General features: G+C 69.9%; 21 protein-coding genes and 1 pseudogene. 14 read left to right on the top strand and 8 right to left on the bottom strand.

The window, feature by feature from the left end:
• Window positions 1–350 precede the first annotated feature (350 nt).
• The 4 genes from ACZ5VQ_RS08030 (at window position 351) to ACZ5VQ_RS08015 (ending at window position 7,665) form a co-directional block, all read left to right on the top strand.
• Window positions 351–2,198: an ABC transporter ATP-binding protein gene (locus ACZ5VQ_RS08030; RefSeq protein ID WP_469104178.1), complete on the top strand. Its 1,848-nt coding sequence runs from the start codon at window positions 351–353 to the stop codon at window positions 2,196–2,198.
• A gap of 217 nt (window positions 2,199–2,415) precedes the next feature.
• Window positions 2,416–3,366, top strand: a complete 951-nt coding sequence (locus tag ACZ5VQ_RS08025) for an SDR family NAD(P)-dependent oxidoreductase (protein ID WP_469104177.1) — start codon at window positions 2,416–2,418, stop codon at window positions 3,364–3,366.
• Between the two features lie 203 nt (window positions 3,367–3,569).
• Complete coding sequence (locus ACZ5VQ_RS08020; RefSeq protein WP_469104572.1) at window positions 3,570–6,944, top strand: pyruvate carboxylase; 3,375 nt, start codon at window positions 3,570–3,572, stop codon at window positions 6,942–6,944.
• 73 nt (window positions 6,945–7,017) lie between these two features.
• On the top strand, window positions 7,018–7,665 hold the full coding sequence (locus tag ACZ5VQ_RS08015; protein ID WP_469104176.1) for a dihydroorotase: 648 nt from the start codon (window positions 7,018–7,020) through the stop codon (window positions 7,663–7,665).
• A 35-nt stretch (window positions 7,666–7,700) separates the two neighbouring features.
• Here ACZ5VQ_RS08015 and ACZ5VQ_RS08010 read toward each other — a convergent pair whose 3' ends face one another.
• Window positions 7,701–8,783, bottom strand: coding sequence for a DUF2235 domain-containing protein (locus tag ACZ5VQ_RS08010; RefSeq protein ID WP_469104175.1), 1,083 nt, complete (start codon window positions 8,781–8,783; stop codon window positions 7,701–7,703).
• Between the two features lie 135 nt (window positions 8,784–8,918).
• Between ACZ5VQ_RS08010 and ACZ5VQ_RS08005 the strand changes: the two genes are divergently transcribed.
• Genes ACZ5VQ_RS08005 through ACZ5VQ_RS07995 form a run of 3 tightly spaced genes read left to right on the top strand, consistent with a single transcriptional unit; the run spans window position 8,919 to window position 12,411 of the window.
• Entirely contained in the window at window positions 8,919–10,091 is a 1,173-nt protein-coding gene (locus ACZ5VQ_RS08005) for a caspase family protein (RefSeq protein ID WP_469104174.1), read from the top strand.
• Complete coding sequence (locus ACZ5VQ_RS08000; RefSeq protein ID WP_469104173.1) at window positions 10,088–11,374, top strand: hypothetical protein; 1,287 nt, start codon at window positions 10,088–10,090, stop codon at window positions 11,372–11,374. The genes ACZ5VQ_RS08005 and ACZ5VQ_RS08000 overlap by 4 nt, the downstream gene beginning before the upstream one ends.
• Entirely contained in the window at window positions 11,371–12,411 is a 1,041-nt protein-coding gene (locus tag ACZ5VQ_RS07995; RefSeq protein WP_469104172.1) for a ComEC/Rec2 family competence protein, read from the top strand. Before ACZ5VQ_RS08000 ends, ACZ5VQ_RS07995 begins: the two co-directional genes overlap by 4 nt.
• 30 nt (window positions 12,412–12,441) lie before the next feature.
• Here ACZ5VQ_RS07995 and ACZ5VQ_RS07990 read toward each other — a convergent pair whose 3' ends face one another.
• The 3 genes from ACZ5VQ_RS07990 to ACZ5VQ_RS07980 form a co-directional block, all read right to left on the bottom strand.
• Window positions 12,442–12,969 carry an NUDIX hydrolase family protein gene (locus tag ACZ5VQ_RS07990; RefSeq protein ID WP_055612524.1) on the bottom strand — a complete coding sequence of 176 codons (528 nt, stop codon included), beginning with the start codon at window positions 12,967–12,969 and terminating at the stop codon, window positions 12,442–12,444.
• A 162-nt stretch (window positions 12,970–13,131) separates the two neighbouring features.
• Complete coding sequence (locus tag ACZ5VQ_RS07985; protein WP_469104171.1) at window positions 13,132–14,196, bottom strand: iron-siderophore ABC transporter substrate-binding protein; 1,065 nt, start codon at window positions 14,194–14,196, stop codon at window positions 13,132–13,134.
• Window positions 14,197–14,402: 206 nt separating this feature from the next.
• Complete coding sequence (locus ACZ5VQ_RS07980; RefSeq protein ID WP_469104170.1) at window positions 14,403–15,752, bottom strand: lysine N(6)-hydroxylase/L-ornithine N(5)-oxygenase family protein; 1,350 nt, start codon at window positions 15,750–15,752, stop codon at window positions 14,403–14,405.
• A gap of 85 nt (window positions 15,753–15,837) precedes the next feature.
• On the opposite strand from ACZ5VQ_RS07980, the pseudogene ACZ5VQ_RS07975 reads away from it, so the two are divergent.
• Both ACZ5VQ_RS07975 and argB read left to right on the top strand, forming a co-directional pair.
• Window positions 15,838–15,999: pseudogene (locus ACZ5VQ_RS07975) on the top strand (methionyl-tRNA formyltransferase); the annotation flags it as partial.
• Window positions 16,000–16,115: 116 nt separating this feature from the next.
• Window positions 16,116–16,937, top strand: a complete 822-nt coding sequence (gene argB / locus ACZ5VQ_RS07970) for an acetylglutamate kinase (protein WP_469104571.1) — start codon at window positions 16,116–16,118, stop codon at window positions 16,935–16,937.
• Window positions 16,938–17,042: 105 nt separating this feature from the next.
• Here the strand turns inward: argB and ACZ5VQ_RS07965 are convergent, their stop codons facing one another.
• The 4 genes from ACZ5VQ_RS07965 to ACZ5VQ_RS07950 all read right to left on the bottom strand — a co-directional run bounded on the left by ACZ5VQ_RS07965 (window position 17,043) and on the right by ACZ5VQ_RS07950 (window position 21,141).
• On the bottom strand, window positions 17,043–17,924 hold the full coding sequence (locus ACZ5VQ_RS07965) for an ABC transporter ATP-binding protein (RefSeq protein WP_469104169.1): 882 nt from the start codon (window positions 17,922–17,924) through the stop codon (window positions 17,043–17,045).
• Window positions 17,925–17,928: 4 nt separating this feature from the next.
• The gene (locus tag ACZ5VQ_RS07960; protein WP_469104570.1) at window positions 17,929–18,948 is read right to left on the bottom strand and encodes a FecCD family ABC transporter permease; all 1,020 of its coding nucleotides are present in this window, start codon (window positions 18,946–18,948) and stop codon (window positions 17,929–17,931) included.
• 83 nt (window positions 18,949–19,031) lie between these two features.
• Window positions 19,032–20,054 carry a FecCD family ABC transporter permease gene (locus ACZ5VQ_RS07955; RefSeq protein ID WP_469104168.1) on the bottom strand — a complete coding sequence of 341 codons (1,023 nt, stop codon included), beginning with the start codon at window positions 20,052–20,054 and terminating at the stop codon, window positions 19,032–19,034.
• A 139-nt stretch (window positions 20,055–20,193) separates the two neighbouring features.
• The gene (locus tag ACZ5VQ_RS07950) at window positions 20,194–21,141 is read right to left on the bottom strand and encodes a methionyl-tRNA formyltransferase (RefSeq protein WP_362072883.1); all 948 of its coding nucleotides are present in this window, start codon (window positions 21,139–21,141) and stop codon (window positions 20,194–20,196) included.
• A 255-nt stretch (window positions 21,142–21,396) separates the two neighbouring features.
• Between ACZ5VQ_RS07950 and ACZ5VQ_RS07945 the strand changes: the two genes are divergently transcribed.
• The 5 genes from ACZ5VQ_RS07945 to ACZ5VQ_RS07925 all read left to right on the top strand — a co-directional run bounded on the left by ACZ5VQ_RS07945 (window position 21,397) and on the right by ACZ5VQ_RS07925 (window position 26,957).
• A complete protein-coding gene (locus ACZ5VQ_RS07945) occupies window positions 21,397–22,731 on the top strand; it encodes a lysine N(6)-hydroxylase/L-ornithine N(5)-oxygenase family protein (protein WP_469104167.1) in 1,335 nt (444 codons plus the stop codon).
• A gap of 52 nt (window positions 22,732–22,783) precedes the next feature.
• On the top strand, window positions 22,784–23,839 hold the full coding sequence (locus ACZ5VQ_RS07940; RefSeq protein WP_469104166.1) for a FecCD family ABC transporter permease: 1,056 nt from the start codon (window positions 22,784–22,786) through the stop codon (window positions 23,837–23,839).
• Complete coding sequence (locus ACZ5VQ_RS07935) at window positions 23,836–24,909, top strand: FecCD family ABC transporter permease (RefSeq protein ID WP_469104165.1); 1,074 nt, start codon at window positions 23,836–23,838, stop codon at window positions 24,907–24,909. Before ACZ5VQ_RS07940 ends, ACZ5VQ_RS07935 begins: the two co-directional genes overlap by 4 nt.
• 45 nt (window positions 24,910–24,954) lie before the next feature.
• On the top strand, window positions 24,955–25,794 hold the full coding sequence (locus ACZ5VQ_RS07930; RefSeq protein WP_469104164.1) for an ABC transporter ATP-binding protein: 840 nt from the start codon (window positions 24,955–24,957) through the stop codon (window positions 25,792–25,794).
• A gap of 110 nt (window positions 25,795–25,904) precedes the next feature.
• Window positions 25,905–26,957, top strand: a complete 1,053-nt coding sequence (locus ACZ5VQ_RS07925) for an iron-siderophore ABC transporter substrate-binding protein (protein ID WP_469104163.1) — start codon at window positions 25,905–25,907, stop codon at window positions 26,955–26,957.

Here is a 26,957-nt window from a genome sequence, read left to right as displayed (position 1 = left end):
CATTCAACCGGCCGGGCCGAGATTCGCACGCAATTATGCCCGGCTATTCGTGCGGCAATCCCGTTGGCCGGCCGGCGAACAAATCGCGGAGGGTAAAACGCAATTGAGGAGAACGCGAAGTAATTCTGTGCCCGTGGTGAAAACATTTCGCGACGGCCCGTGGCGTGCCACCGGTCCAGGACCCGACGGTCGGTCCGGTGGCGGGCGGCGGTCACCCTCGGTTCGTGCCGGCGCGCGCCTGCGGGCGTACCGGTGCGCGGCGGGCCGGCGGCTGAGAAAACGCTTGGACTCCGGGGGTGCCGTCGCGGGACGATTTGGTTCCAGTCGGCACACAACACCACAGGGTTGGAATGGGATCGCCCGAATCGCGAGAGGTTCCGCGGAGCAAGGGCTCGGTGCTCCTTGCACTCCGATACTACGGACGGGAGTTGGCCCGGCTCAGGTGGCTGACGGTACCCGCGATGCTGATGCCCGCACTGGGCAACATCGGCATCAACTACATCGCGCCGCTCATCGTCGCGAAGCTCGTCGGCCGCATCGCCGGTGACGCCGGCATCACCCTCGGCTCGACGCTGCCGTACGTTCTCGGCTTCGCCGGCGTCCTGCTGCTCGCGGAAATACTGTGGCGCATCGGCCTGCACTGTCTGAACCGCCTTGCCGCCCGCGGTATCGAGCAGCTGTACGTGATCGGCATGGACGAGCTGTTCGCCAAGGACGCGGCGTTCTTCCACGACAACTTCGCAGGGGCGCTGACCAAGCGGGTGCTGAGCTTCGCGTCCCGCTTCGAGGAGTTCATCGACACACTGACGTTCCAGGTCGTGGCCAGTTTCGTGCCGCTCGTGTTCGGGTCGGTGGTGCTGTGGCGCTACGAACCGCTGCTCGTCGTCGGCCTGTTGACGATGATCGCGATCACGGCGCTGTTCGTGGTGCCCCTCATCCGCCGCCGGCAGGCGCTCGTCGACAAGCGCGAGGAGGCGATCGCCAGGGTGGCGGGCCATGTCGCCGACAGCCTGATGAACATGGACACGGTCCGGGCGTTCGCGGCCGAGGAACGTGAGGCCGCCGAGCACCGCTCCCGCGTCGCGGAGTCACGACGGCTCACGCTGAGGTCGTGGGACTACGGCAACCTGCGCATCGACACGCTGGTCGCGCCGATGTCCGTACTCACCAACGCGCTGGGCCTGTTGCTCGCGGTCGCGCTCGGCGGGGGCAGCCTCGGCGTGGAGGCGGTCGTGGTCGCCTTCACGTACTACTCGAACGCGACGCGGATCATGTTCGAGTTCAACCAGATCTACCGCCGCCTGGAGAGCTCGATGACGGAGGCCGCACAGTTCACCGAACTGCTGCTGGCGCCGCCCACCGTGCTCGACCCGGCGTCGCCTGCGGCTCTGCCCAGGGCCGCCGACGTCCGCTTCGAGCAGGTGACCTTCGCCCACGGGGGCGCGCAGCCGCTCTTCCAGGACCTCGACCTGGCCGTGCCCAGCGGGACGAAGATCGGCCTCGTCGGACGGTCCGGCGGCGGCAAGACCACGCTCACCCGGCTGCTGCTGCGGATGACGGACATCGAGGCGGGCCGGATCCTGATCGGGGGCCAGGACATCAGCAGGCTGCGCCAGGCCGACCTGCGCGGTCTGATCGCGTACGTCCCGCAGGACCCGGCGATGTTCCACCGCACACTGCGGGAGAACATCGCGTTCGCCCGGCCGGACGCCACCGACGCCGAGATCCGCCGCGCGGCCGAGGCGGCGCACGTCGCGGAGTTCGCCGACGCGTTACCGGACGGCTTCGACACCATGGTGGGCGAGCGCGGTGTGAAGCTGTCCGGCGGACAGCGCCAGCGGGTCGCTCTCGCCAGGGCGATCCTGCGCGACGCGCCGATCCTGCTGCTCGACGAGGCCACCAGCGCGCTGGACTCCGAGAGCGAGATCCTCGTGCAGGAGGCGCTGTGGCGGCTCATGGAGGGACGGACGGCGCTCGTGGTGGCGCACCGGCTGAGCACGGTCGCCACCATGGACCGACTCGTCGTCCTCGACCGCGGACGGATCATCGAGCAGGGCACGCACCAGGAACTGCTCGCGTCGGAGGGCGCGTACGCGAAGCTCTGGCAGCACCAGTCGGGCGGCTTCCTCGACGAGGACGCCATGGACCCCGTCGACGACCCTGTCGACGGCAGTGCGGCCCGGGCCGACCTGCTCTGAACGCGAGCCGGATGGACGTCTCGACGCGAGCCCGGGTGGGCGAGGGACGCCTCGAACCGCTGCGGGGGGAGCGGCTGTGTCGCTCGTCTGTCGGCGGCGGACGGCAGCTGTCGGCGATCTGTCGGAGGCCGCCGGGATCTTGGGGATGTGGGCGACGGGCCGTGAACGCACGGCCCGTCCACCGCAGCCGGATCGTCCCGAGCGCAAGGAGCGTGCCATGTCGTCCGCAGTCCAGTCCCGGCCGTGGTCCGTTCACCGGCTCCCGCGTGCCGACGGCAAGACCTTCCTGGTCACCGGCGGCAACGCGGGCATCGGGTACTTCGTCGCCGAGCAGCTCGCCGGCACCGGCGCCACGGTGGTGCTCGGCAGCCGTGACGCGGCCAGGGCCGAAGCGGCCATGGTCTCCATCCGCTCCCGTGTCCCCGACGCACACGTACGTCATCTGAGGCTGGACCTCGCCGACCTGTCCTCGCTGCGCGCCTGTGCGGACGCGCTGGAGGCGGACCGTCTGGACGCGGTGGTCCACAACGCCGGGGTCCTGATCGAGGAGCCGGAGCGCCGGGAGACCGCGGACGGCAACGAGTGGATGTTCGGCATCAACCACCTGGGGCACTTCGCGCTGACGGGATGGCTCGCGCCCCTGCTGGCGGCCGCGCCTGCCGGCCGCGTCGTCACCACCGGAAGCTTCACGGGCAAGTCCGTGCGACTGGACCTCGCCGACCTGCAGAGCACCCGGGACTACCGGCCCAAGCGCACCTACTCCCGCTCCAAGCTGGCGCAGATGCTCTTCGGCTTCGAGCTCGACCGCCGGCTGCGGGCCGCCGCGAGCCCTGTGTCGAGCGTGGTGACCCACCCCGGCGGTGCGCTGGACTCCCTGACTCCCGAACGCGCGGACGTGCACCGGCGCACCACCGGCGAACGGCTGCGAGGCCTCCCCGCCGGTCTGCTCGTCCAGGGCAAGGAGCACGCCGCGTGGCCTGCCGTACGGGCCGTTCTCGATCCGTCCGTGAGCGGCGGGCAGCTGTGGGGACCCCGGGTGTTCGGCCTGCGAGGCCTGCCCGCGCTCGAACCGGTGCGCGACGCTTTGGCGGACCGGGCCGTCGCGGCGAGTCTGTGGGAGGCCAGTCGCGATCTGACCGGTGTCGATCCGACCTTCGGGCTCACGTGACTGCGCACCCCGTAACTGGGTAGCCGCCCGACCGCTCAAGGAGTTCGCCGGTGGCCCGCCAGGCCGCCCACTGGGCGTCTTGGCCGGGTACCCGGCTGCTCCGGCGGCCGGGGGCATCCGGACGAGTGGCCCGGCTCACATGGCGCGGGGCGGGCGGGGCCGACACGATGGTGCGCGTCACCGGGCAGGCTGAAGGGATCCACATGTTCCGCAAGGTGCTGGTCGCCAACCGTGGTGAGATCGCTATTCGCGCGTTCCGTGCCGGCTATGAGCTGGGCGCGAGGACCGTGGCCGTCTTCCCGCACGAGGATCGCAATTCACTGCACCGGTTGAAGGCCGACGAGGCCTATGAGATCGGCCTGCCCGGACACCCGGTCCGGGCCTACCTGTCGGTGGAGGAGATCGTCCGCGCGGCGCAGCGGGCGGGAGCGGATGCCGTGTACCCGGGATACGGGTTCCTCTCCGAGAACCCCGACCTGGCGCGCGCCTGCGAGGAGGCCGGCATCACCTTCGTCGGCCCGAGCGCCGACACGCTGGAGCTGACCGGCAACAAGGCGCGCGCGGTGGCCGCCGCCCGCGCGGCCGGCGTACCGGTGCTCGGCTCCTCGGAACCCACCACCGACGTGGACGAACTCGTCCGCGCCGCCGAGGACATCGGCTTCCCCGTGTTCGTCAAGGCCGTCGCCGGCGGTGGCGGGCGCGGCATGCGGCGGGTCGAGGAGCCCGCCCAGCTGCGCGAGTCCATCGAGGCGGCGTCCCGTGAGGCCGCGTCCGCGTTCGGCGACTCCACGGTCTTCCTGGAGAAGGCCGTCGTCGAGCCCCGTCACATCGAGGTGCAGATCCTCGCGGACGGGGAGGGCAATGTCATCCACCTCTTCGAGCGCGACTGTTCGGTGCAGCGCCGCCACCAGAAGGTGATCGAGCTGGCCCCCGCGCCGAACCTCGACCCCGATCTGCGCGACCGGATGTGCGCCGACGCCGTACGGTTCGCCCGGGAGATCGGCTACCGCAACGCCGGCACCGTGGAGTTCCTCCTCGACCGCGAGGGCAACTACCACTTCATCGAGATGAACCCGCGCATCCAGGTCGAGCACACGGTGACCGAGGAGGTCACCGACGTCGACCTCGTGCAGTCGCAGCTGCGCATCGCCTCCGGCGAGACCCTGGCCGACCTCGGGCTCTCGCAGGAGACCGTCACCCTGCACGGCGCCGCGCTCCAGTGCCGTATCACCACCGAGGACCCGGCCAACGGCTTCCGCCCGGACACCGGGAAGATCAGCGCCTACCGCTCGCCCGGGGGTTCGGGCATCCGCCTGGACGGCGGCACCACCCACGCCGGTACGGACATCAGCGCGCACTTCGACTCGATGCTGGTCAAGCTCACCTGCCGGGGGCGCGACTTCAGCACCGCGATCGGCCGGGCCAGGCGTGCCGTGGCCGAGTTCCGCATCCGCGGCGTGGCCACCAACATCCCGTTCCTGCAGGCCGTGCTCGACGACCCGGACTTCCGGGCGGGCCAGGTCACGACGTCGTTCATCGAGAAGCGTCCGCACCTCCTCACGGCCCGCCACTCCGCCGACCGCGGTACGAAGCTGCTCACCTACCTCGCCGACATCACGGTGAACAAGCCGCACGGCGAACGGCCCGAGCTGAGCGACCCCGTCACCAAGGTCCCGCCCGTGCCGGCCACGGAACCGCCCGCCGGGTCCCGGCAGCGGCTCGTCGAACTCGGCCCCGAGGGCTTCGCCCGATGGCTGCGCGAGTCACCGGCCATCGGTGTCACCGACACCACGTTCCGCGACGCCCACCAGTCGCTGCTCGCCACCCGGGTGCGTACCAAGGACATGCTCGCCGTCGCGCCCGTCGTGGCGCGGACCCTGCCCGAGCTGCTGTCCCTGGAGTGCTGGGGCGGCGCCACCTACGACGTCGCGCTCCGCTTCCTCGCCGAGGACCCCTGGGAACGCCTCGCCGCGCTCCGCGAGGCCGTGCCGAACATCTGTCTGCAGATGCTGCTGCGCGGCCGCAACACCGTGGGCTACACGCCGTACCCGACCGAGGTGACCGACGCCTTCGTCCAGGAGGCCGCGGCGACCGGCATCGACATCTTCCGGATCTTCGACGCGCTGAACGACGTCGGACAGATGCGTCCCGCCATCGACGCCGTACGGGAGACGGGAACGGCGATCGCCGAGGTCGCCCTCTGCTACACCTCCGACCTGTCCGACCCGTCCGAGCGGCTCTACACGCTGGACTACTACCTCCGCCTCGCCGAGCAGATCGTCGAGGCCGGTGCCCACGTCCTGGCCGTCAAGGACATGGCGGGCCTGCTGCGGGCCCCGGCCGCCGCGACCCTCGTATCGGTGCTGCGCCGCGAGTTCGACCTGCCGGTGCACATCCACACCCACGACACCGCGGGCGGCCAGCTCGCCACCTACCTCGCGGCGATCCAGGCAGGCGCGGACGCGGTCGACGGAGCGGTGGCGTCGATGGCGGGCACCACCTCGCAGCCGTCGCTGTCGGGCATCGTCGCCGCGACCGACTACACCGAGCGGTCCACCGGGCTGAGCCTTCAGGCCGTGGGCGACCTGGAGCCGTACTGGGAGAGCGTCCGCAAGATCTACGCGCCCTTCGAGGCGGGACTGGCCTCGCCGACCGGGCGGGTCTACCACCACGAGATCCCCGGCGGGCAGCTCTCCAACCTGCGCACCCAGGCGGTCGCGCTCGGCCTCGGCGACCGCTTCGAGGAGATCGAGGCGATGTACGCCGCCGCCGACCGCATCCTCGGCCATCTGGTGAAGGTCACCCCGTCCTCCAAGGTGGTCGGTGACCTCGCGCTCCACCTGGTGGGCGCCGGCGTGTCACCGGCGGACTTCGAGGCGACGCCGAACAGGTTCGACATCCCCGACTCCGTCATCGGCTTCCTCCGCGGCGAGCTGGGCAACCCGCCCGGCGGCTGGCCCGAGCCGTTCCGCACCAAGGCACTGGAGGGCCGCGCCGCCCCCAAGCCCGTCGAGGAACTGACCGCGGACGACCGTACGGGTCTCGCGAAGGCCCGGCGTACGACGCTCAACCGGCTGCTGTTCCCCGGTCCGACACGCGAGTTCGAGACACACCGTCAGACCTACGGCGACACCAGCGTGCTGGACAGCAAGCACTTCTTCTACGGGCTGCGTCCGGGCAAGGAGTACGCGGTCGATCTCGAACAGGGCGTACGGCTGCTCATCGAGCTGGAGGCCGTGGGCGAGGCGGACGAACGCGGGATGCGTAGCGTGATGTCCACCCTGAACGGCCAGTTGAGGCCGATCCAGGTGCGCGACACCTCGGTCGCCTCCGACATCCCGGCGACGGAGAAGGCCGACCGGGCCAACCCCGGCCATGTCGCCGCGCCGTTCGCCGGGGTCGTGACGCTCGCGGTCGCCGAGGGCGACGAGGTGGCGGCCGGTGCCACGGTGGCCACCATCGAGGCCATGAAGATGGAGGCCTCGGTGACCGCATCGAAGGCCGGCACGGTGTCCAGGCTGGCCATCAACAAGATCCAGCAGGTGGAGGGCGGCGACCTGCTCGTCGAGATCGGCTGACCCTTCCGCCCCTTCCGACCGTTCCGACCGTTCCGGCCGAAGGGTTCGGAGAGTTCGAAGGGTTCGGAGGGAATTGAGGGGTCCCGGGAGGCGGTTCGCCGCCCCCGGGGCCGCCCCGCACATCGACTTCCGTCGCGAGGTCACCGTCGGGCACCTGCTCGCGGACATCACCACCGCGCACGGACTCGGCGGCAAGGTCAACCCTCCGCTGCGGCCCCGCGAGGACGTCGAGGCGCTGTGGGAGTACGTGCTCGACGGCACCGCCGACTGGGTCGTCAGCGATCACGCGTGCTGCCGCGAGAAGGCGAAGTTCGGCGAGCCCAAGGACGACGTGTTCCTGGCCAGGTCGGGGTTCGGCGGGGCCGAGTACCTCCTCCCCGGACTGATCACCGAGGGGAGCAAGCGCGGCCTGCCTCTCGGCCGGATCGCGGCGCTGACCTCCTGGAACCCGGCCCGGCGCTACGGGCTGCGCACCAAGGGCGCCCTCGCACCCGGCTTCGACGCCGACATCGCCCTGGTCGACCCGGGGCGAACCCGGACCGTCCGCGCCGCCGAGTCGGAGTCGACGCAGGAGTACACCCCGTTCGAGGGCTTCGAGCTGACCGCCCAGGTCACGGACACCTTCCTGAGGGGGCATCACATCCTGCGGGCAGGCAAGATCGTCGGCGAGCCAGTTGGCGCGTACCTCCACCGCCCTGTGGGGATCACTGCCGGGCGGTGAGCCAGGGGGCACTCCGGGGCCGTGAGCCAGAGGGATCACTCCTGGGCGGTGAGCCAGCCGGTGTCCGACCAGACCGCCGTCGGCGGGATCCGGCCCGCGTGGCCGGCGTCCTTCTCCAGCCGCGCGCGGACGCTCTCGTGGACGTGCGCGCCCTGCGGAAGACGACGGCGCCGGTAGGTGAGCAGGGCCCAGATCCAGCCCATCCGGTGCACCGTGCCCAGGGCGTCCTCGGGCACGAGGGTCACCTCGCGCTCGTAGGCCCGGGGCTTCAGGAGGAGACGCGCTTCGGGCTCGCCGTCCCGCGCTTCGAGGGCGCCGTCCACGACCCACTTGAGCGCGATCGTGGCGAGCCGCGGATCGTCGTCGAAGGTCCCGCCGACGTCGGAATGGACCCCGGCGAACCAGACCTGCTCGACCGTCGACGGGACGGCCTGCTTCTTTTCCCCCTCGGCGGGGGTGACGAGATACTCGCGATACGGTCTGCGCTTCTCGTCGATGGACACGGCGTGGCGGATGCGGCGGACGTTCGGAGCCTGACGGGTGTACGGCCACCGCAGGTTCCAGCGCAGGAGGCCCGCGGCCTTCACGGAGTCCCAGATTCCCAGGTACTCGACGCGGATGCCGACCCGCCCCTCGACCGCGTTGCTGAACGCGCCCGCGAAACGGTGGAGTTGGTCCCAGTCCTCCCGCGTCCAGTCCTTGTTCCTCGCGTACACGGACACGGCGTACGGGACGAGGTTCTCCATGCCGGGCCGCATCAGACCGACCGCCTTGAGCATGCCCACGAGGGCACGGGCCGTGTAGGCGCCGCGGCTGAAGCCGAACACGTAGATTCGGTCGCCCGGTTGGTAGTGCCGCATCAGGTACGTGTACGCCTCGGCGAGGTTGGTCCGCATTCCGGATCCGAAGGCGAGACCGAGGAGTTTCGACAGATGCCGGCCCATGGGTGTCCAGGCACCCGCGGCCGAGAACGTGCCGACACCGGGGTCGTAGTAGGCGATCTGCCGGGCGGGATCGGTGAGGTCCAGCATTTCGTAGAGCCGGACGACATTGGTGTTCCCTTTCGCCTTCAACTGATTGCCCGTGCCGTCCAGACAGACGACGAGATTCTTGGCCATGGCGGGCCTCACGTTCACCGAGGAACACGATCACTGGGTGACATATCGGGACATAATGGATGTCTCAGGAATATAATAAGGAAAAGGCTGCCTGCGGGCATGCTCCGGCGCGGTAGTAGGGGTTCCGGAGGATCCATGGCCGGTTCCGTGGTCCATCTCGATGAGCACGCCGGTCCTCCGCGCACCCACGCACTGGTCATCGGCGTCGGCAAGTATCCCCATCTCGCTGGTGGCGAGGCACCGGTCGCCGATCCCGACGGGATGCGGCAGCTCAGCTCGCCGCCCATCTCCGCCCGTACGCTCGCGACCTGGCTGCTGGCCGAGTACCACGATCCCGGGCGACCGCTCGGCAGTCTCGCCCTGCTGCTCAGTGAGGAAGCGCCGACCCCGTTCGTGAACCCCCGGACCCAGCAGGCCCACGAGGTCGAGACCGCCACCATCGACAACATCCTCACGGCGGTCACCCAGTGGTACGACCGCGGCGACAGCCATGTCGACAACCGGCTCGTCTTCTACTTCTGCGGCCACGGAGTCTCGCAGGGCGACGACATGGCTCTCCTGGCGGCGGACATCTTCGCTGACGAGCACAACCCCCTCAACAGCGCACTGGACTTCGCGGGCCTGATGAACGGCCTCAAGCGATGCAGAGCGAGCGAGCAGGTCTTCTTCGTCGACGCCTGCCGGTCCAACTCCGATGTCCTCATCGAGCGTTCGGGCGCGCGGTTCGCGGGGCGCTCGCCCCTCGGCGCCGGGACACGGCCCCTGGATCTGCCGCGCCGCTTCCACATCCCGTACTACGCCACCCTGTCCGGCGACCGCTCGCACGCGCGGCCCGGTCAGGTGAGCCTGTTCACCGAGGCCCTGCTGAAGAGCTTCTCCGGCGCGGCGAGCGACGATCCCGAGGGCGACTGGCGGGTCGACACCTCCGATCTGCTCAAGGCGATCGACCACTTCATGCGCCAGCCGCGGTTCGCCGGGGCGGTCGCGGGCGTCCAGGTCCCCTCGGTCGGCGAACTGCCCGTGTTCGTCCTCCACCAGCTGCCGGGACCACCGGTCGTCCCGGTGTACGTCGGCTGCGATCCCGCCGAGGACAACGCCGAGGCCGAGTTCGTCTGCCGTGAAGACGGTCTTGAGCGGCTGCATCGGGCCGCGGGAGACGTCGACGGCGAGAACCCCGACAGCGAGTGGGCCATCGAACTGCGCTTCGGGGACTACGACTTCGAGGCCAGACTCGGCGACCAGGACGTGCGGACGAAGTCCGTCACCGTACGTCCGGTGTTCCGCCGCGTGAAGTTGGAGAAGCCATGAGCGCGGGCCTGAGCGTCAACGTCGAACTGAGCCTCCACGAAGCCGACCTCGCCGACGGGGCCAAGGTGGTCGGCAACATCTACCCGTCCGAGGGCAGTGGCCCCGGCCACCGTGCCGTCCTCCTTCCCTGCGGGACCACGGCGGCTCCGGCGCGGTTCGAGGTCGACCCCGGCCACTACATCGTGTCCGCCACACTGCCCTCCGGGGTCGTGCTCTCCAAGGACGCCGAGGTGGCGGACGGCGAGGAGAAGCAGGTGACGCTCCGCCCGGCGGCCTCGCCCTTCGAGTCCCACTCCTGGCAGCACCTCATGGGCAACATCGAGTCCTACGGGGCCTACCACGACGGGGCCCCGATTCCCGTGCCCCGCTCCCTGGGCTCGCGGTCCGGGACCTGGGAGCGCGGTGCGTTCATCGAACCCGGACACGCGGCCTGGGTCGGCGACCCGAAGCCGACGAGCTGGCAGTTCCCGGCGATGCTCCGGCTGACCGACGGGCCCGCGAGGCAACTGGTCGCGTTCGAGATCGCCCGCTCCGAACCGCACTCCGTCGCCAGTCTCGAACTGGGCGACGCCGCCGCCCGGCTGTACCGCTTCGGCGAGCACGGCCCGGTAGACGAGCGGGGCGACCACACGCTCGACGTGCCTCTGGGCCCACGCCAGTTCCTGGTCGTCTCACTGGCCGGCACCGAGTACGTCGTCACCCTGCCCGCGCCCTGGGGTGCCGCGCAGATCGAGGTCCTCGTCAACGAACGGCAGAGCCCCACCGGCAGCGCCGTCTCGGTGTCCGTACGGGACAGCCGGGTGGGGCCCGCCCTGGCCTACATGGCCCGGGGCGCCTTCGACGCGGCGGCGACGCTGGTCAGGGACGCGGAGACGATGCTCTACGACGGCAGGATGACCAACCCGCTAGCGGCGGTGGCCGGCGCCTACGTCCTCGTCGGCAGCGAGCTGACCGAGCGGCCGCACCGCTGGGACCCGTGGCTGTCCCGGCTGCGGCACGAGTTCGACTGGATGAGCGACGGATCCCTGCTCTGGGCCATGCGGCATCTGCGCCGGGCCCACACCGAGCCGGAGCGGGAGGCGGCGCGGGACGCCCTGGTCGAGGCCTTCGACCGCGGAGTGCCGGTCTTCACCCTGGGCCTGAGCCGCCTCATCCACGGGCTCTCCGAGTTCCCCGACGACCCCGGGTGCGCCGCGCGGCTCGAACAGGCCCGCCGCCTGTCGTGGCGTGTCGACATGCGCGAGCCGTTCGTGGTCGTCGCTCTGCGAGGGAGACAGCAATGATCCGGTTCACGATGATGCCCGGCGAGGACGGCGACTGCCTGCTCCTGGAGTACGGCGACGGCGGCTTCGTACGCCGGATCCTCGTCGACGGCGGCCGTTCGGGCACGTACCCGCTGATCAAGCCCACGCTCGCCGGGCTCGACGGTCAGGTCGACGTCCTCGTCGTCACCCATGTCGACCAGGACCACATCCTCGGGGTGCTCGCCCTGCTGGACGACCCGGACCGGTCCGTGGAGTTCGGGGACGTGTGGTTCAACGGCTTCGACCACCTCCTCGACACCGAGGGGTTCGGCGCCCAGGACGGTGAGAAGCTCACCAGCGCCCTGCTGGAGCAGAAGGTGCCGTGGAACGACGCGTTCGGCGGTCGCGGTGTCGAGGTCGGCCGGGAACTCGCGTGGTTCGACGACGGATCCACGATGGACGTGCTCTCACCCGACCGCAGACAGCTGGAGAAGCTGGCGCCCGCCTGGACCGCGGAATGCGCCAGACACGGTCTGATTCCCGGCCGGGATCCCGAGGAGAACCCTCCGGTCCCGGGCTTCGAGCACTTCGGCGGCGTGAACGTGGACCGGCTGGCCGCGTCGGTGTTCAAGCCGGACACGTCGAAGACGAACGTGTCGAGCATCGGCCTGCTCTTCGAGTTCGAGGACAAGCGGATCGTCCTCACCGGTGACGCGGACGACCGCCGGCTCGTGGCGTCGATACGGCCCCGGGCCGAGGCGGAGGGCGGACGGATGCATGTCGACCTCCTCAAGGTCGCCCACCACGGCAGCGACCACAACCTCTCCAACGAACTCCTCGACCTGATCGACTGCGACCGCTACCTGATATCGACCAGCGGCGCGCGGCACGACCACCCCAACGAGATCGCGATCGCCCGGATCCTCAAGCACGGCGGCGCCCGGAAGGAACTCGTCTTCAACTACCGCGACCGGGCGGCACTGTGGGACGTCACGGGCCTGAAGGATCGCTTCGGCTACACCGTGACGGCCCCGGCACCGGACGAGCCGGACGGCTTCGTCGGTCTCGAACTCTGAGAAGCTCCGGGGCAGGACAGGCACCCGCCGTCAGGACAGGTGGCCGATGTGCGCGAGGGCCTGCTTGAGGAGGGCTCCGGTGCCGCCCGGCATCTCGTTGATGACCACGGGAGACGCGGCCTCCTCGGGGCTGAACCAGACCAGGTCGAGAGCGTCCTGCCGCGGACGGCAGTCACCGGACACCGGGACGATGTACGCGAGGGACACCGCGTGCTGGCGGGGATCGTGGAACGGCGTGACCCCGAGCGTCGGGAAGTACTCGGCGACGGTGAAGGGCTGCAGCGAGGCAGGCACGCGGGGGAGTGCGACCGGGCCGAGGTCCTTCTCCAGGTGGCGCAGCAGGGCGTCCCGCACCCGCTCGTGGTGCAGCACCCGGCCGGAGACGAGCGCGCGGCTGACCGTCCCGTCCGACCCGATGCGGAGCAGCAGTCCGATGCTGGTGACTTCGCCGCTGTCGTCGACGCGGACAGGCACGGCCTCCACGTACAGGATCGGCATGCGTGCGCGCGCCTGCTCCAGTTCGTCGTGCGGGAGCCAGCCGGGCGTGGTTTCGGTCATGTCAGACATTGGTTGATCATACTTTCAGCGTCTCCAGTAGCGAGCGTGTCGCGTGACACAGCCGGGGCCGAGGTCACACGCGCGACACAGCGGGACCGGGGACACGGCTCGCCCGTGGCCCCGGCCCTCTGTATACATCCGCCGGGTTCCTCGCGGACGTCGTCAGGACGTCGGCCCGGTGACCTTCGTGGCCGTGTCGCCGTCGACCGCCGCGCTCAGCTGCGGGACCAGACGCTCCAGCATGTACGGCAGGCTCAGCACCGACACGAACGAGACGGCGTTGCCGTAGTCGCTCGATTCCTTGACGAAGACCTCACGCCCCAGCTTCACCACGTTCAGGTCGGCGTAGAGGGCGTTCCTGTGGAGCGTGGCCGCGTCCTTGGCCGTGTCGCCGACGATCCACACGATCGCGTCGGTGTCCAGCAGGTCGGTGCGCTCCTTGCTGATGTTGGCCCCGAACTCGTCGCCGATGACCTTGTCCAGGTCCTTCGGCAGCTTGAAACCGAGGTCGGTCAGGATGCGCGAGCGCGGGTCCTGGCTGCCGAAGACGAAGATGCCCTCGTACGGGGTCGCCATCACGCCGGTCGACTCCCCGAACTCCGGATTGTCCTCGGCCGTGGTCGCGATGTCGTCCTGGACGCCCTTCACCAGCTCCTTCGCCTTGCTCTCCTGACCGAGCGCCCTGCCGATGATCTCGGTCTGCTTCTGCCACGGCACACCGAAGTCGTTGTACTCCTTCGGCTGGGCCACGACCGGGGCGAACTTCGACAGGGTCGTGTACTGGTCCTTCGTCAGACCGCCGTAGACCGCGAGGATCAGATCCGGCCGGAGTGCGGCGATCTTCTCCGTCTGCGGGCCCGTGCCGGTGTCCTTCAGGACGGTCGGGGCCTTCGCGCTGCCCAGCTCGTCGGCGGCCCACGGGCCGATGGCTCCCTTGTAGTCGCCGAGCCACTGGGTGGTGCTGACGGGCACCTTGCCCAGCGCGAGCACGGAGTCCTGGTCGGTCAGCCCGACCGTGACGATCCGCTTCGGCTCGGACCTGACGGTGGTGCTGCCGTACTTGTGGGCGACGGTCACCGGGAAGGCGCTGTTCGCGGAAGCGGACGAGTCCGAGCCTGCTTCGGAGCTGTCGTCCTCGGAGCCGCAGGCCGCGGCGGTGGTGAAGAGGAGGAGTGCCGACGCGAGCGCCGAAACGAGGCGTGTGCCTCTTCTGGAAGAGCCGGGCATCAGTGGTCCCTCAGGGTGGTGGTGTCGGGGCGGTGGTGCGTGGGGGTCTCGCCGGCCCCGCCGCCGGGAGCCGAGGAGCGAGCCGGGGGCGACGTCGCACCGCTGTCCGCCGACCGGTTCCCGCAGGACGTCCCGCCCCGTCGGACAGGCCGTGCGGGTGGGACGGCACGTGGATCCGTGCCCTCCCACCCGGCCTGCGGGGACCCTCAGCCGGTTCGCGCGGTGAGGCCGTCCGCCAGGTCGTCCGTGCGATGGGCGAGCAGGGAGTCGAGGATCTCGCCGGACCGGACCGCCGTGGTGGACAGCAGGGTCGAGGTGAGTCCGTGCGTGTGCTCGGTCGCGCCCTGCAGATAGATGCCCGCCGTGACGTCGGGCGTGAGCTCGACACGGTGATCGCGCCCGACGCGCACGGCGTCCTTGTCGTCCCGCAGGCAGAGTTTCGCGGTCCTGCCCAGGAGGGTGTCGAGGTCCCTGGGGCGGTAGCCGGTCGCGTGGACGAGCAGGTCGGCGGAGAGCACCTCCCGTTCCCCGGTGGGGAGATACTCGACAGTGACCTCCAGATGGTCGTCGAGACTGCGTACGTCCCGGATGCGGGACACGTTGCGCAGGCGCAGCCGCTCACGGCCCTGCACCTTCTCGCGGTACATGGTCGCGTACAGCGACTCGATGAGGTCCATGTCGACCACCGAGTAGTTGGTGCTGCGGTGGTAGTCGACCAGGGACTGCTTCACCTCAGGTTTGGAGCGGAAGTAGACGTCCACCGCCTCCGGGTCGAAGATCCGGTTGGCGAACGGGCTGTCGTCGGCGGGCGTGTAGCCGTACTTGGCGAAGATCGCGCAGATCTCCGACTCGGGGAAGGACTGGTGCAGGTAGTCCACCGCCTCGGCCGCGCTCTGGCCCGCGCCGAGCACCAGGACGCGGCCCACCGGAGTACCGGACTCGTTCAACTCGCGCACGCGCGGGACGAGTTGGCTGTTGTGCCAGATGCGGTCGGACAGGGCGGTGTCCGGTGGCAGGTGCGGCTCCAGGCCGACGGCCACCGAGATGTTCCGGGCCCTGCGGGTGATGGTCCGCCCGGGGACGCCGGGCACGCGACTGACCACGTCCAGCCAGCGGACCTCCCCGTCGGGTCCGGTCACCGGGTCGACCGACACGACCTCGTCGGAGTAGTCGACGAGGTGGGCCACCCGGGCGGCGGCCCATTCGAAGTACTCGTGGAACTCGATGCGCAACGGGAACAGCGTCTTCGCGTTGAGGAAGTCCACCATCCTGCCCCGCTCGCGCAGGAAACACAGGAAGCTGAAGTCGCTGGTCGGGTTGCGCATGGTGACCAGGTCCTTGAGAAAGGACACCTGCATCGTGGCGTCTTCGATGAGCATTCCCCGGTGCCAGCCGAACGACGGCTGGCGCTCCAGGAATCCCGCGCGGATCCGGTGCTCCGGAGCGACTTGGGCGTTGTGTTCCTCAACCGCAATGGCCAGTGCGAGATTTGACGGCCCGAAACCTATACCGAGCACGTCAAGGATGGCGTCCGGCTCGTCATGCAGTGCGTTCACCGCAACTTTCCTTCCCCTAGGCGCCACTGATGTTAAATAAGGTTAGCCTTACCTTGCAATGGTGTGTCCTAGGAGAGGATCGACGATGCGGGTCGTCATGTTCGGCTGTCAGACCTTGGGGCGCCGCACGCTCCAGGCTCTGTTGGACTCCGACCACGAGGTGGTCACGGCCGTGACCCACCCGAAGAGCGACCACGTATACGAGAAGATCTGGGACGACTCCGTGGCCGACCTGGCCGAGAAGCACGGGGCCCGCAGCGGCCGGCGTCCGTGAACGGGGCCGTCGTGGCCGAAACGGCCACCCCCCTCGATGCCGCGTCTTGCGAGGTCACGTCCTCCGCTGCCGATCTCACCGGTCGCCTCGTGGCGCTGGAGCCCCTGCGCGGGCGCACGGTCGTCGTCAAGTACGGCGGCCACGCGATGACCGACGACACGCTCCGGCGGGCCTTCGCGCAGGACGTCCTCACCCTGCGGCACGCCGGTGTCAGACCGGTGGTCGTGCACGGCGGCGGTCCGCAGATCGGCGCCCATCTGGACCGACTGGGCCTCAAGTCGTCCTTCCTGAACGGGCTCCGGGTCACCACACCGGAGACCATGGAGGTCGTCCGCATGGTGCTGTCCGGCAAGGTCCAGAAGGAACTCGTCGGACTGCTCAACGAACACGGCCCGTACGCCGTCGGCCTCAGCGGTGAGGACGGGCACACCCTCACCGCCGTCAAGCGGTATGCCGAAGTGGCCGGTGAGCCCGTCGACATCGGGCTGGTCGGCGACGTGGCGCGGGTGAACACCGCGGTGGTCGGCATCCTGCTCGACAGCGGCCACATCCCGGTGATCTCCTCCGTCGGCCGGGGCGAGGACGGGCAGGTCTACAACGTCAACGCCGATACGGCGGCAGGGGCGTTGGCGGCCGCGCTGGGGACGCGGATCCTGGTCGTCCTCACCGATGTTCCCGGGCTGTACGCCGACTGGCCACAGAGCGACCGGATCGTCGACCGGATCGGCGCGGGGGAACTGGAGCGGCTGCTGCCGGGGCTGAACGGCGGCATGGGGCCCAAGATGGAGGCCTGTCTGAGGGCCGTCAGGGGCGGGGTGGGGGCGGCCCGGGTGCTCGACGGGCGCGCACCGCACGCGCTGCTCGACGGGCTGGCCGGTGTCGCCGGAACCGGGACGACGATCGTGCCGTGACGCTCCGCCGGGCGCAGGGCTGTTCGGCTGCGGGCGCGTGGGGGCCGGCCGCGCCCCGCGGCGGAGCCGCACATCGACACGGCCCCGCGCCCCTGAGGGGCGCGCTCACTCGGCCGCCGGGACCGCCGTCCCAATCGACGGGGCACCGTGGTGACGACCTATCGGGATCACCAGCGGGGTGCCGCTGACCGGGTCCGTCGTGATCTGGCAGGTCAGGTCGAAGACGTCCTCGACGGTGGCGGCGGTGATGACCTCCGCGGGGCCTCCTTCGGCGACGATCCGTCCGGACTTCATCGCGACGACGTGATCGGCGTACCGGCAGGCCTGGTTGAGGTCGTGGAGCACCATGACGACCGTGCGGTTCTCGCGCCGGTTGAGGTCGGTGATCAGGTCCAGGACGTCGATCTGGTGGGCCAGGTCCAGATACGTCGTCGGCTCGTCGAGCAGCAGTACGGGGGTGCCCTGGGCGACCGCCATGGCGATCCAGGCGCGCTGGCGCTGGCCGCCGGACAACTCGTCGACGGGCCGGTCCGCGAGGTCCGCCATGCCGGTGGCGTCCAGGGCCTGCCGCACGGCCTGCTCGTCGGCCTTCGACCACTGCCGCCACCAGGTCTGATGCGGTGAACGGCCGCGGCTGACCAGGTCGATGACGGTCAGTCCCTCCGGCGCGACCGGACTCTGCGGCAGGATGCCGAGGCGCTGGGCCAACTCCCTGCTCGGTATCGACCGCAGGGCCCGGCCGTCGAGGAGGACGGCTCCTTCCTTGGGCGCCAGCAGCCGGGCGAGGGCGCGCAACAGGGTGGACTTGCCGCACGCGTTGGCGCCGACGACGGCCGTGATCCGGCCCGGCGGTACGGCCAGGTCGAGGCCGTCCACGACGAGCCTGCTGTCGTAGGCCAGTCGCAGACCGCTCGCGCGCAGGTCCGGATCGGGGGCCGGCACGCGGTCGGTCGACCGGGGACCATCCGACCGGGGATCAGCCGACATGGGTTCAACCTCCTGAACCCGCGCGGTTGGCGCGGGCGAGCAGCCAGAGCAGGACCGGTGCGCCGAGCACTCCGGTGACGATTCCGACCGGCAGTTCCGTGCCGGGGACGAGCGTACGGGCGATGAGGTCGCCGCCGAGGACCACCAGCGCCCCGGTCAGTCCCGAGGCGACGGTCGGCGGCCAGGCCGTACGGGCCAGCCGTTGGGCGATCTGCGGTGCGGCGAGCGCCACGAACGCGACGGGACCGGCGGAGGCGGTGGCGAACGCGATCAGTCCGACACCGGTGAGCAGGATGGCGAGGCGGACGGGCTGTACGCGCGTACCGAGGCCGGTGGCCACGTCGTCGCCGAGCTGCAGGGTGCGCAGCAGCCGGCCGAGCAGCAGTGCCGTCGGCAGCAGCACCGCCAGCGCGACGGCGAGCGGGCCGACCTGGTCCCAGGTACGGCCGTTGAGGTTGCCGACCAGCCAGCCGAGGGCGGCCTGGGCCTGGAAGCGTCCGCCCTTGGCCACCAGGTAGTCGGTGGCGCTGGTGCAGATCCAGGCCACGCCGATGCCGACCAGGACGATGCGGTATCCGGTGGTGCCGCGCCGCCAGGCCAGCACGTACACGATCAGGGCCGAGGCCAGGGCGCCGAGCAGTCCGAGGGCCTGGGTGCCCAGGCCGCCGTCCCAGCCCAGCACGATGCCCGCGACCACGGCGGTGCCCGCGCCCTGGGTGAGGCCGATCATGTCGGGGCTGGCCAGCGGATTGCGGGTCATCGTCTGGAACAGGGCGCCGGAGACACCGAAGGCGATGCCGGCCAGCAGTCCGACCAGGGCGCGCGGCAGCCGCAGTTCCCGCACCACGAGGACGGTTCCGGGGTCGCCGGAGCCCACCAGGGCCCGTACGACATCGGTGAAGTCGATCGGATAGTCGCCGGTCGTCAGGCCCCAGCAGAACAGCAGGAAGATGGCGGCGGTGAGCACCGCGCACAGGGCGACCAGCCGGGGACGGAAGACACCGGAGACGGGCGGCAGGGCCAGCCGGTAGGTGCGGAAGCGGGGGCCACCGGGCGAATCGTCGGGAACCGGGCGGGACTTGAGCGCGGACTTCGGGTTCGGCACGCTCACACCTCCGCCAGATTGCGCCTGCGGACCATGGCGATGAAGAACGGGCCGCCGATGAAGGCGACCAGCACGCCTGCCTGGATCTCGGTGGGCCGTGCCACCAGGCGTCCGAGGATGTCGGCGGTGAGCAGCAGGCTGGGGGCGAGCACCGCGGACAGCGGCAGCAGCCAGCGCTGGTCGGGGCCGATGCCCGCCGACTGGGCCAGTACACGCGCGACATGGGGGACCACAAGGCCGATGAAGACGACCGGGCCGATCACGGCGACCGAGGCGCCCGTCAGCAGGGTGACCGCGGCGACGCCCGCGAGCCGGACTAGGCCGAGGCGCCGGCCGAGCGAGGCCGCGACGTCGTCGCCGAGGGCCAGGCTGTTGAGGGCCGGGGCGCAGGCCAGCGCCAGCGCCGCGCCGACGACGAGGAAGGGCAGGGCCCGCCACACCATGCCGTTGTCGGCGTCCGCGAGCGAACCCGCGGACCAGAAGCGGAACTTGTTGAGCGCGTCCACGTCGGTGAGCACGATGGCCTGGGTGAACGACCACAGCATCGAGGTGACGGCGATTCCCGCGAGCGCCAGCTTCACCGGGGTCATCCCGGACCGCCCCAGACCGCCCAGCAGATAGACGGCGACCGTGGCGATCAGCGCTCCGGCGAACGCGAACCACACATACCCGTACAGGGAGTTGATGCCGAGCACTCCGACGGCCAGCACGATGGCGAAGGAGGCACCGGCGCTGACCCCGAGCACCCCGGGGTCGGCGAGCGGGTTGCGGGTCAGTGCCTGCATCAGTGCGCCGGCCAGCCCGAGGGCCGCGCCCGCCGTGAGCGCGAGGGCGGTACGCGGCACACGGGCCGTCCAGACGATGTTGTCCACGAAACGGCTCGGAGCATCGCCGAACAGGGCCTCAATCACCTGGTCCGGCGGGACGTCGGCCGCGCCGAGCGCCAGTGACAGCAGGCACAGGACGGCCAGGACGACACCCAGCAGCGCCACGAGAAGGGCGGGGCGCGCTCTCTTGCCTGTCACCTTGCGGTCTCCAACGGCCGACTCCCTTGGGCGGGGCGGGCTCGAATCACAGGAGGAGCACCCCCGCCGTGCGGAGACGGGAAGTTCCGCACGGCGGTGGCGTCCGGCCGGCCCTCGGGACCGTGCTGGGGCCGGGGTATCAGGGGCGGGTGGTGAGATAGCCGCCCATGGAGGTGAAGTACTGCGTCGCAGGCAGCTCGCGGCCGTCCTCGGTCCGTACGCGGGTGATGGCCAGGCCGTGGTTGCGGCCGGTGCGGGCGTCGGCTCCGGCGACGATCACGACGCCCTCGCCCTCGCGGTAGAAGATGCGGCCGGGAGTGCCGCCGTACTTGCCCTGGGACACGACCGCCGTCAGGACGTCGAGGCGCTTGCCCTTGTGGAAGGTGTAGGCGCTGGGGTACGGCTCGGACTGGGCGCGGACCAGGCGTTCGAGGTCCTCCGCCGGCCAGGTCCAGTCGATGCGGCTGTCCTCGGCGGACCGCTTGTGGAAGAAGCTGGCCTGCGACCTGTCCTGCTTGGTGAACTCCGTCTGCCCGGCGGCGATGAGGTCGAGCGCGCCGATGGTGACCGGGGCGATGAGGTCGACGGTCTTGTGGAAGAGGTCGGTGGCGGTGTCCGTCGGTCCGACCGGAACGGCCTCCTGCCGGACGATGTCGCCCGCGTCGAGCTCGTCGTTCATCATGTGCGCGGTGACGCCCACTTCGGGCTCGCCGTTGATCAGGGCCCAGATCAGCGGGGAGAAGCCGGCGTACTTCGGCAGCAGCGAGTCGTGGACGTTCAGCGTGCCGTGGCGCGGCAGGTCGAAGATGCGCGGGGGGATCCACGTCCGCCAGTTGTTCGCCACGAGGATGTCCGGGTCGGCCGCCTTGAGGCGCTCGAACAACTCGTCGTCGTCGGGGCGGTTGCGGATCAGCACCGGGACGCCGTGCTCTTCGGCGAGGTCGGCGACGGAGTCGCTCCAGATCTTCTCGTACGCGTGCTCGCTCTTGGGGTGGGTCACGACCAGCACCACGTCGTGTTCGGAGTCCAGGAGGGCTTGCAGGGTGCGGTGCCCCCAGGTCTGGTAACCGAACATGACGACCCGCATGGGGTTCCTCCTCGAAGGCAGGGGATGGACCGGGGTCAGTAAAGCAAGGCTTACCTTAGTATGCAACGGGGGTGCGTAGTGCCCCAGTTGGCGAGTGCCGGTGCCTGATTGCCCGGTTCGTCCTGTCGACAGCCTTATGGGATTAGCTTAGGCTAACCTAAATTCCCGGCGGGCTCGGCCGTCGGTCTGCCCACCTTTCGCACCTCGCACTTTCCCCACGCCTGACAGGCGACTGCCCCGCACGATGGGAGTGACATGTCACAGGTTCTTCCTGATGACGCACCACTGGTCCACGACCTCATTGGCATCGGTTTCGGACCGTCCAATGTGGCCATGGCGATCGCACTCGGCGAGCACAACGCACGAGCAGGCGAGCAGGAGGCGATCACCGCTCACTTCTTCGAGCAGCAGCCGTGCTTCGGCTGGCACCGGGGCATGCTGATCGACGACGCGACCATGCAGGTGTCCTTCCTCAAGGACCTGGTGACGCTCCGGAACCCCGCCAGTGAGTTCAGCTTCCTCTGCTACCTGAAGAGCAAGGGCCGGCTGATCGACTTCATCAACCACAAGAACCTCTTCCCGCTGCGGGTCGAGTTCCACGACTACCTGGAGTGGGCCGCGGCCCAGGTCGAGGACGTGGTCTCCTACGGCCACGAGGTCGTCGGCGTCGCGCCCGTCGTCCGTGACGGAGTCGTGGAGCACCTGGAGGTGACGGTCCGGTCGGCGGAGGGTCTCGCGGTCCACCGGGCCCGCAACCTGGTCATCGGCACCGGGATGCGCCCCCTCATGCCGGAGGGTGTCGAGACGGGCGACCGTGTCTGGCACAACTCCGAACTCCTGGCGAAGGTCGACCGGTTGGAGGGCACCTCGCCCTCCCGGTTCATCGTCGTGGGCGCCGGTCAGAGCGCCGCCGAGAACGTCGCCTACCTGCATCGCCGTTTCCCCGAGGCCGAGGTCTGCGCCGTCTTCTCCCGCTACGGCTACAGCCCCGCCGACGACAGCAGCTTCGCCAACCGGATCTTCGATCCCTCGGCGGTCGACGAGTACTTCGCCGCGCCCGAGAACGTCAAGCGCCGCCTGATGGACTATCACGGCAACACCAACTACTCCGTGGTGGACATCGACCTGATCGAGGACCTGTACCGGCAGACGTACCAGGAGAAGGTCCTCGGCACCGAGCGGCTGCGCTTCCTCAACGTGTCCCGGCTGACCGACGTCGAGGAGACCGCGGGCACGGCCCGTGCCACCGTTACGTCCCTCGTCACCGGCGAGGAGACGCTCCTGGACGCGGACGTCGTGGTCTTCGCCACCGGTTACAGCCCCGCCGACCCGCTCGGACTCCTCGGCGAGGTCGCGGACCACTGCCTGCGCGACGACGAGGGCCGCGTCCGCGTCGAGCGCGACTACCGCATCGTGACGGAACCCGAACTGCGCTGCGGCATCTACCTGCAGGGCGGTACGGAGCACACGCACGGCATCACGTCGTCCCTGCTGTCCAACACCGCGACCAGGGTCGGGGAGATCCTGGACTCGCTCCTCGCCCGGGGCGTCAAGTCCCCTTCGGACGAGGCCCGGACGGTCGCCGCGTGAAAGGCCATGGCCCTGCTTCTCCAGTGGATCAATAGGGATAACGTACTTCGCCATGGGCACGACTGCGGTTGAGCGCCCCGCGCCCAGGGGCACAGACGCCCGCCGGCGGCGGGTGATGGGTTTGGGCATGCTTGTGGTGGTCCTCGTGGCCGCGGGGGTGGTGTCGTTGGCTGTCGGTGCGCGCGCGTTGAGCCCCGCCGAGGTGTGGCACGGGCTGTTCGCGGCGCCCGACTCCGACCAGCGGCTCACCGAGATCAGGCTCATCGTGCGGACCGTGCGGGTGCCCCGGACGGTGCTCGCGATCGTGGCGGGCATCGCGCTGGGGGTCGGCGGGGCGCTGATCCAGGGCTACACGCGCAACCCGATCGCGGACACGGGCCTGTTGGGCGTGAACGCGGGCGCCTCGTTCGCCGTGGTGTCGGTGATCGCCGTGTTCGGGTTCTCCAACCCGTTCCAGTACGTCTGGTTCGCCTTCCTGGGAGCGGCGGTCGCCGGCGTTGTCGTGTTCGGCCTCGCGAGCATCGGCCGGGGCGCCGGCAACCCGTTGACGCTCGCCCTGGCCGGGCAGGGGATCACGGTGTTCCTCGCGGCGATGACCACCGCGGTCGCGCTGACGGACCTGGCGTCGCTGAACGCGCTGCGGTTCTGGAACGCGGGCTCCGTGGCCGGCGTCGGATTCGACGTCATCTGGCCGGTGACCGCGTTCATCGTGGTCGGCCTTGTGCTGGCCCTGGCCATGCTGCCCTCGCTCAACCTGCTCAACCTGGGCGACGACGTGGCGCGGGGCCTCGGAGTGAATATCGCGCTGAGCCGGACCGTCGGCATCGTCGCCATCACCCTGCTCGCGGGCGCGGCTACGGCGGCCTGCGGCCCCATCGCGTTCCTCGGGCTCATGGTGGCCCACGTGGCCCGGTACCTGACCGGTCCGGACTACCGCTGGTTGGTGCCGTACGCGGGTCTGCTCGGCGCCGTCGTCCTGCTGGTCTGCGACATCGTGGGCCGACTGGTGGTGCGGCCGGGCGAGTTGGACGCGGGTGTCCTCGTCGCCCTCCTGGGCGCTCCGTTCTTCGCGGTCCTGGTGTGGCGCGGAAAGTTCAAGAACGCATGAACGGGACTGACGTGAAGCCAGACGTGAAGCCATCGGTGGCGCCGGGTGTGCGGCTCGGCCAGGTCTCGTTCGTATGGCGGCCGTTGATCGTGTTCGTCACGCTGCTGCTGGCGGCGGCGACCTTCCTGGTGTTCTGCGTGTCCATCGGCGTGGGGGACTTCCCCATCGGCCTGAACCGGGTGATCGCCACGATCCTCGGCCGGGGCGAACGGGTCGACGAGTTCGTGGTCATGGACCTGCGGATGCCGCGCGCCCTGGCCGGTCTCGTCGTGGGGATCGCGCTCGGGGTGTCCGGGGCGCTCACGCAGTCCATCGCGCGCAATCCGCTGGCCAGCCCGGACATTCTGGGGGTCACCGCGGGCGCCAGCGCGGTCTCGGTGTTCCTGGTGACGGTGTCGGGCGGGACCGCGACGGCGATCGTCAGCTCCGTGGGCCTGTCCGCCGCGGCGCTCCTCGGCGGGCTCGGCACGGGTCTGCTGGTGTACTTCATGGCGTGGCGGCGCGGGGTCGACGGCTTCCGGCTCATCCTCATCGGCATCTCGGTGAGCGCGGTGATGGAGGCGATCACGACCTGGCTGCTGGTCACCGCCGACATCCGGGATGTGGCCAAGGCCCAGGCGTGGTTGGTCGGTTCGCTGGACAACCGGTCCTGGGGCGAGGTCCGGATTGCGCTCTGGTGCACGCTCGTCCTCCTGGTCGTCGTGGCGAGCGTCGCGTTCCAGTTCAAGCCGATGCACTTCGGCGACGAGATCGCCGCGGGCCTGGGCGTCCGGTACGCGATGGTGCGGGCCGTCCTGCTGCTGTGCGCGGTGCTGCTCGCCGCCGCCGCGGTGAGCGCCGCGGGCCCGGTCCCCTTCGTCGCGCTGGTGGCACCGCAGGTGGCGATGCGGCTGGCGAGATGTCCGACGCCGCCGATGGTGGCCTCGGGACTGGTCGGGGCGCTGCTCCTGATCGGCGCGGACCTGGTGGCGCGTACGGCACTGCCCATCAGTCTCCCGGTCGGTGTCGTCACCGCCGCGATCGGCGGCCCCTTCCTCGTCTATCTCCTGGTACGGGCGAATCTCAGATAACTGGTACAAAGAGTTAGGCAAACCTAAGTAGGCGGAGGGGGATTCGTGGCCGCGCAGCACATGGCCGAGGTCGAGGCCGGGGTCGGTGACACCTCGCGGCTGGCAGCAAAGGGCGTCACGGTCGGGTACGGCGGCCGGATCGTCATCGACGAGCTCGACGTGGCGATACCGCCCGGGGTGATCACCACGGTCATCGGCCCCAACGGCTGTGGGAAGTCGACCCTGTTGAGGACCCTGTCGCGGCTGCTCAAGCCGACCAGGGGGACGGTCGTGCTCGACGGCGACGACATTGTCAAGCTCAGGACCAGGGACGTGGCGAAGAAGCTCGGCCTGCTGCCCCAGGCACCGGTGGCGCCGGAAGGGCTGACGGTGTCCGACCTGGTCGCCAGGGGCCGCCATCCGCACCAGAGTTGGCTGCGGCAGTGGTCGTCGGACGACGTCGCCGTCGTGGAGCGCGCGCTGGCCATGACCGGGGTGTCCGACCTCGCCGACCGTCCCGTCGACTCGCTGTCCGGCGGACAGCGTCAGCGCGTCTGGATCTCGATGACCCTGGCCCAGGGCACCGACCTGCTGCTGCTCGACGAGCCGACCACATACCTGGACCTGGCGCACGCGATCGACGTGCTCGACCTGGTGGACGACCTGCACGAGTCGGGGTGCACCGTCGTCATGGTGCTGCACGACCTCAACCTCGCCACGCGCTACAGCGACAACCTCGTCGTGATGAGGGAGGGGGCGATCCTGGCGCAGGGGCATCCGCGTGACGTGATCACCGCCGACTTGCTCCACGAGGCGTTCGGACTGCGCGCCATGGTGATCGACGACCCGGTGGGCGACCGGCCGCTCATCGTGCCGATCGGCCGCACTCATGTCCAACTCGACTAGATCCGCATAAAGATGACAAAGTTAGGCTAGGCTAACCTCACTTCGCCAGGATAAGGTTTGCCTGCCCTAAGACAGGGTGCAGCGGACGGCGCTAAAGCAAGGGATCTGGGATGTTCCTCCTTCGAACGACGCGTATGAAGCCCTGGCGGCGGTTGGCGGCGACGGTTTCCGCGGCGACGCTCGGCGTCGGTCTTCTCGCGGGATGTGGTTCCGACTCCAAGGACGAGTCGAACGACAGCGCCCCGGCTGCCAAGTCCGGCGCGTTCCCGGTCACCGTGGAGCACGCGTTCGGATCCACGAAGGTCGCCGAGGCCCCCAAGCGCGTGGTCACCGTCGGCTACACGGACGACCAGAGCGTCCTCGCGTTCGGCATCAAGCCGGTCGGCATGGTCGACCAGTACCCGAACCCGGCGGGCCAGAGCCCCGACATCAACACGCAGTGGCCCTGGGTGAAGGACAAGTGGGGCGACGCCAAGCCCGAGGTCATCATGAAGAACGGTGACGCCGGCCCCAACTACGAGAAGATCGCGGCCCTGCGGCCCGACCTGATCATCGCGGTCTACTCCGAGGTCGACAAGGCCGCCTACGACAAGCTCTCCCAGATCGCCCCGACGGTGGGCCGTACCAAGGCCGAGAAGGAGCCGTTCAGCGCTCCGTGGCAGGACAACGCGCTCCAGATCGCCAAGGCGCTCGGCAAGGCCGACGAGGGCGAGAAGATGGTGGCGGGCATCCAGGCCCAGCTCGACACCGCAAAGAAGGAACACCCGGAGTTCGCCGACCAGAAGGCCGTCGCGCTGTCCTGGTACAAGGACGCGGTCAACCCCTTCACCTCCACCGACGTGCGCGGACAGCTGCTGACGGGCATCGGCTACCAGTACCAGACCGAGATCGACAAGGTCGCGGACGGCAGCTTCTCCACCGCGCTGTCCCCCGAGCGCATCGACCTGGTCGACGTCGACCGCATCTTCGTCATCAACGACAAGGCGGACACGGAAGCCCTGAAGAAGTTCAAGCTGTTCACCAACCTGGACGCCGTCAAGAACGGCAAGGTCACGTACCTGCTGGACAGTGAGGGCCCGGCGATCGGCGCGGCCATCTCCCAGGGCACCCTGCTGTCCATGCCGTACGCGGTCGACGAGCTCGTGAAGTCGGCGGCCGGCTAA

This window comes from Streptomyces sp. NPDC033178 (assembly GCF_055577685.1).
This window is presented reverse-complemented; position numbering and strand designations above follow the sequence as displayed.

Bases quoted from the DNA above. Each gene is read 5' to 3' on its own strand.
- ACZ5VQ_RS08020 (WP_469104572.1), top strand. From the start codon at position 3,570: ATGTTCCGCAAGGTGCTGGTCGCCAACCGTGGTGAGATCGCTATTCGC.
- ACZ5VQ_RS08025 (WP_469104177.1), top strand. From the start codon at position 2,416: ATGTCGTCCGCAGTCCAGTCCCGGCCGTGGTCCGTTCACCGGCTCCCG.
- ACZ5VQ_RS07940 (WP_469104166.1), top strand. From the start codon at position 22,784: ATGGGCACGACTGCGGTTGAGCGCCCCGCGCCCAGGGGCACAGACGCC.
- ACZ5VQ_RS07925 (WP_469104163.1), top strand. From the start codon at position 25,905: ATGTTCCTCCTTCGAACGACGCGTATGAAGCCCTGGCGGCGGTTGGCG.
- ACZ5VQ_RS07995 (WP_469104172.1), top strand. From the start codon at position 11,371: ATGATCCGGTTCACGATGATGCCCGGCGAGGACGGCGACTGCCTGCTC.
- ACZ5VQ_RS07985 (WP_469104171.1), bottom strand. From the start codon at position 14,196: ATGCCCGGCTCTTCCAGAAGAGGCACACGCCTCGTTTCGGCGCTCGCG.
- ACZ5VQ_RS08005 (WP_469104174.1), top strand. From the start codon at position 8,919: ATGGCCGGTTCCGTGGTCCATCTCGATGAGCACGCCGGTCCTCCGCGC.
- ACZ5VQ_RS07990 (WP_055612524.1), bottom strand. From the start codon at position 12,969: ATGACCGAAACCACGCCCGGCTGGCTCCCGCACGACGAACTGGAGCAG.
- ACZ5VQ_RS08010 (WP_469104175.1), bottom strand. From the start codon at position 8,783: ATGGCCAAGAATCTCGTCGTCTGTCTGGACGGCACGGGCAATCAGTTG.
- ACZ5VQ_RS08000 (WP_469104173.1), top strand. From the start codon at position 10,088: ATGAGCGCGGGCCTGAGCGTCAACGTCGAACTGAGCCTCCACGAAGCC.
- ACZ5VQ_RS07945 (WP_469104167.1), top strand. From the start codon at position 21,397: ATGTCACAGGTTCTTCCTGATGACGCACCACTGGTCCACGACCTCATT.
- ACZ5VQ_RS07950 (WP_362072883.1), bottom strand. From the start codon at position 21,141: ATGCGGGTCGTCATGTTCGGTTACCAGACCTGGGGGCACCGCACCCTG.
- ACZ5VQ_RS07935 (WP_469104165.1), top strand. From the start codon at position 23,836: ATGAACGGGACTGACGTGAAGCCAGACGTGAAGCCATCGGTGGCGCCG.
- ACZ5VQ_RS07965 (WP_469104169.1), bottom strand. From the start codon at position 17,924: ATGTCGGCTGATCCCCGGTCGGATGGTCCCCGGTCGACCGACCGCGTG.
- ACZ5VQ_RS08030 (WP_469104178.1), top strand. From the start codon at position 351: ATGGGATCGCCCGAATCGCGAGAGGTTCCGCGGAGCAAGGGCTCGGTG.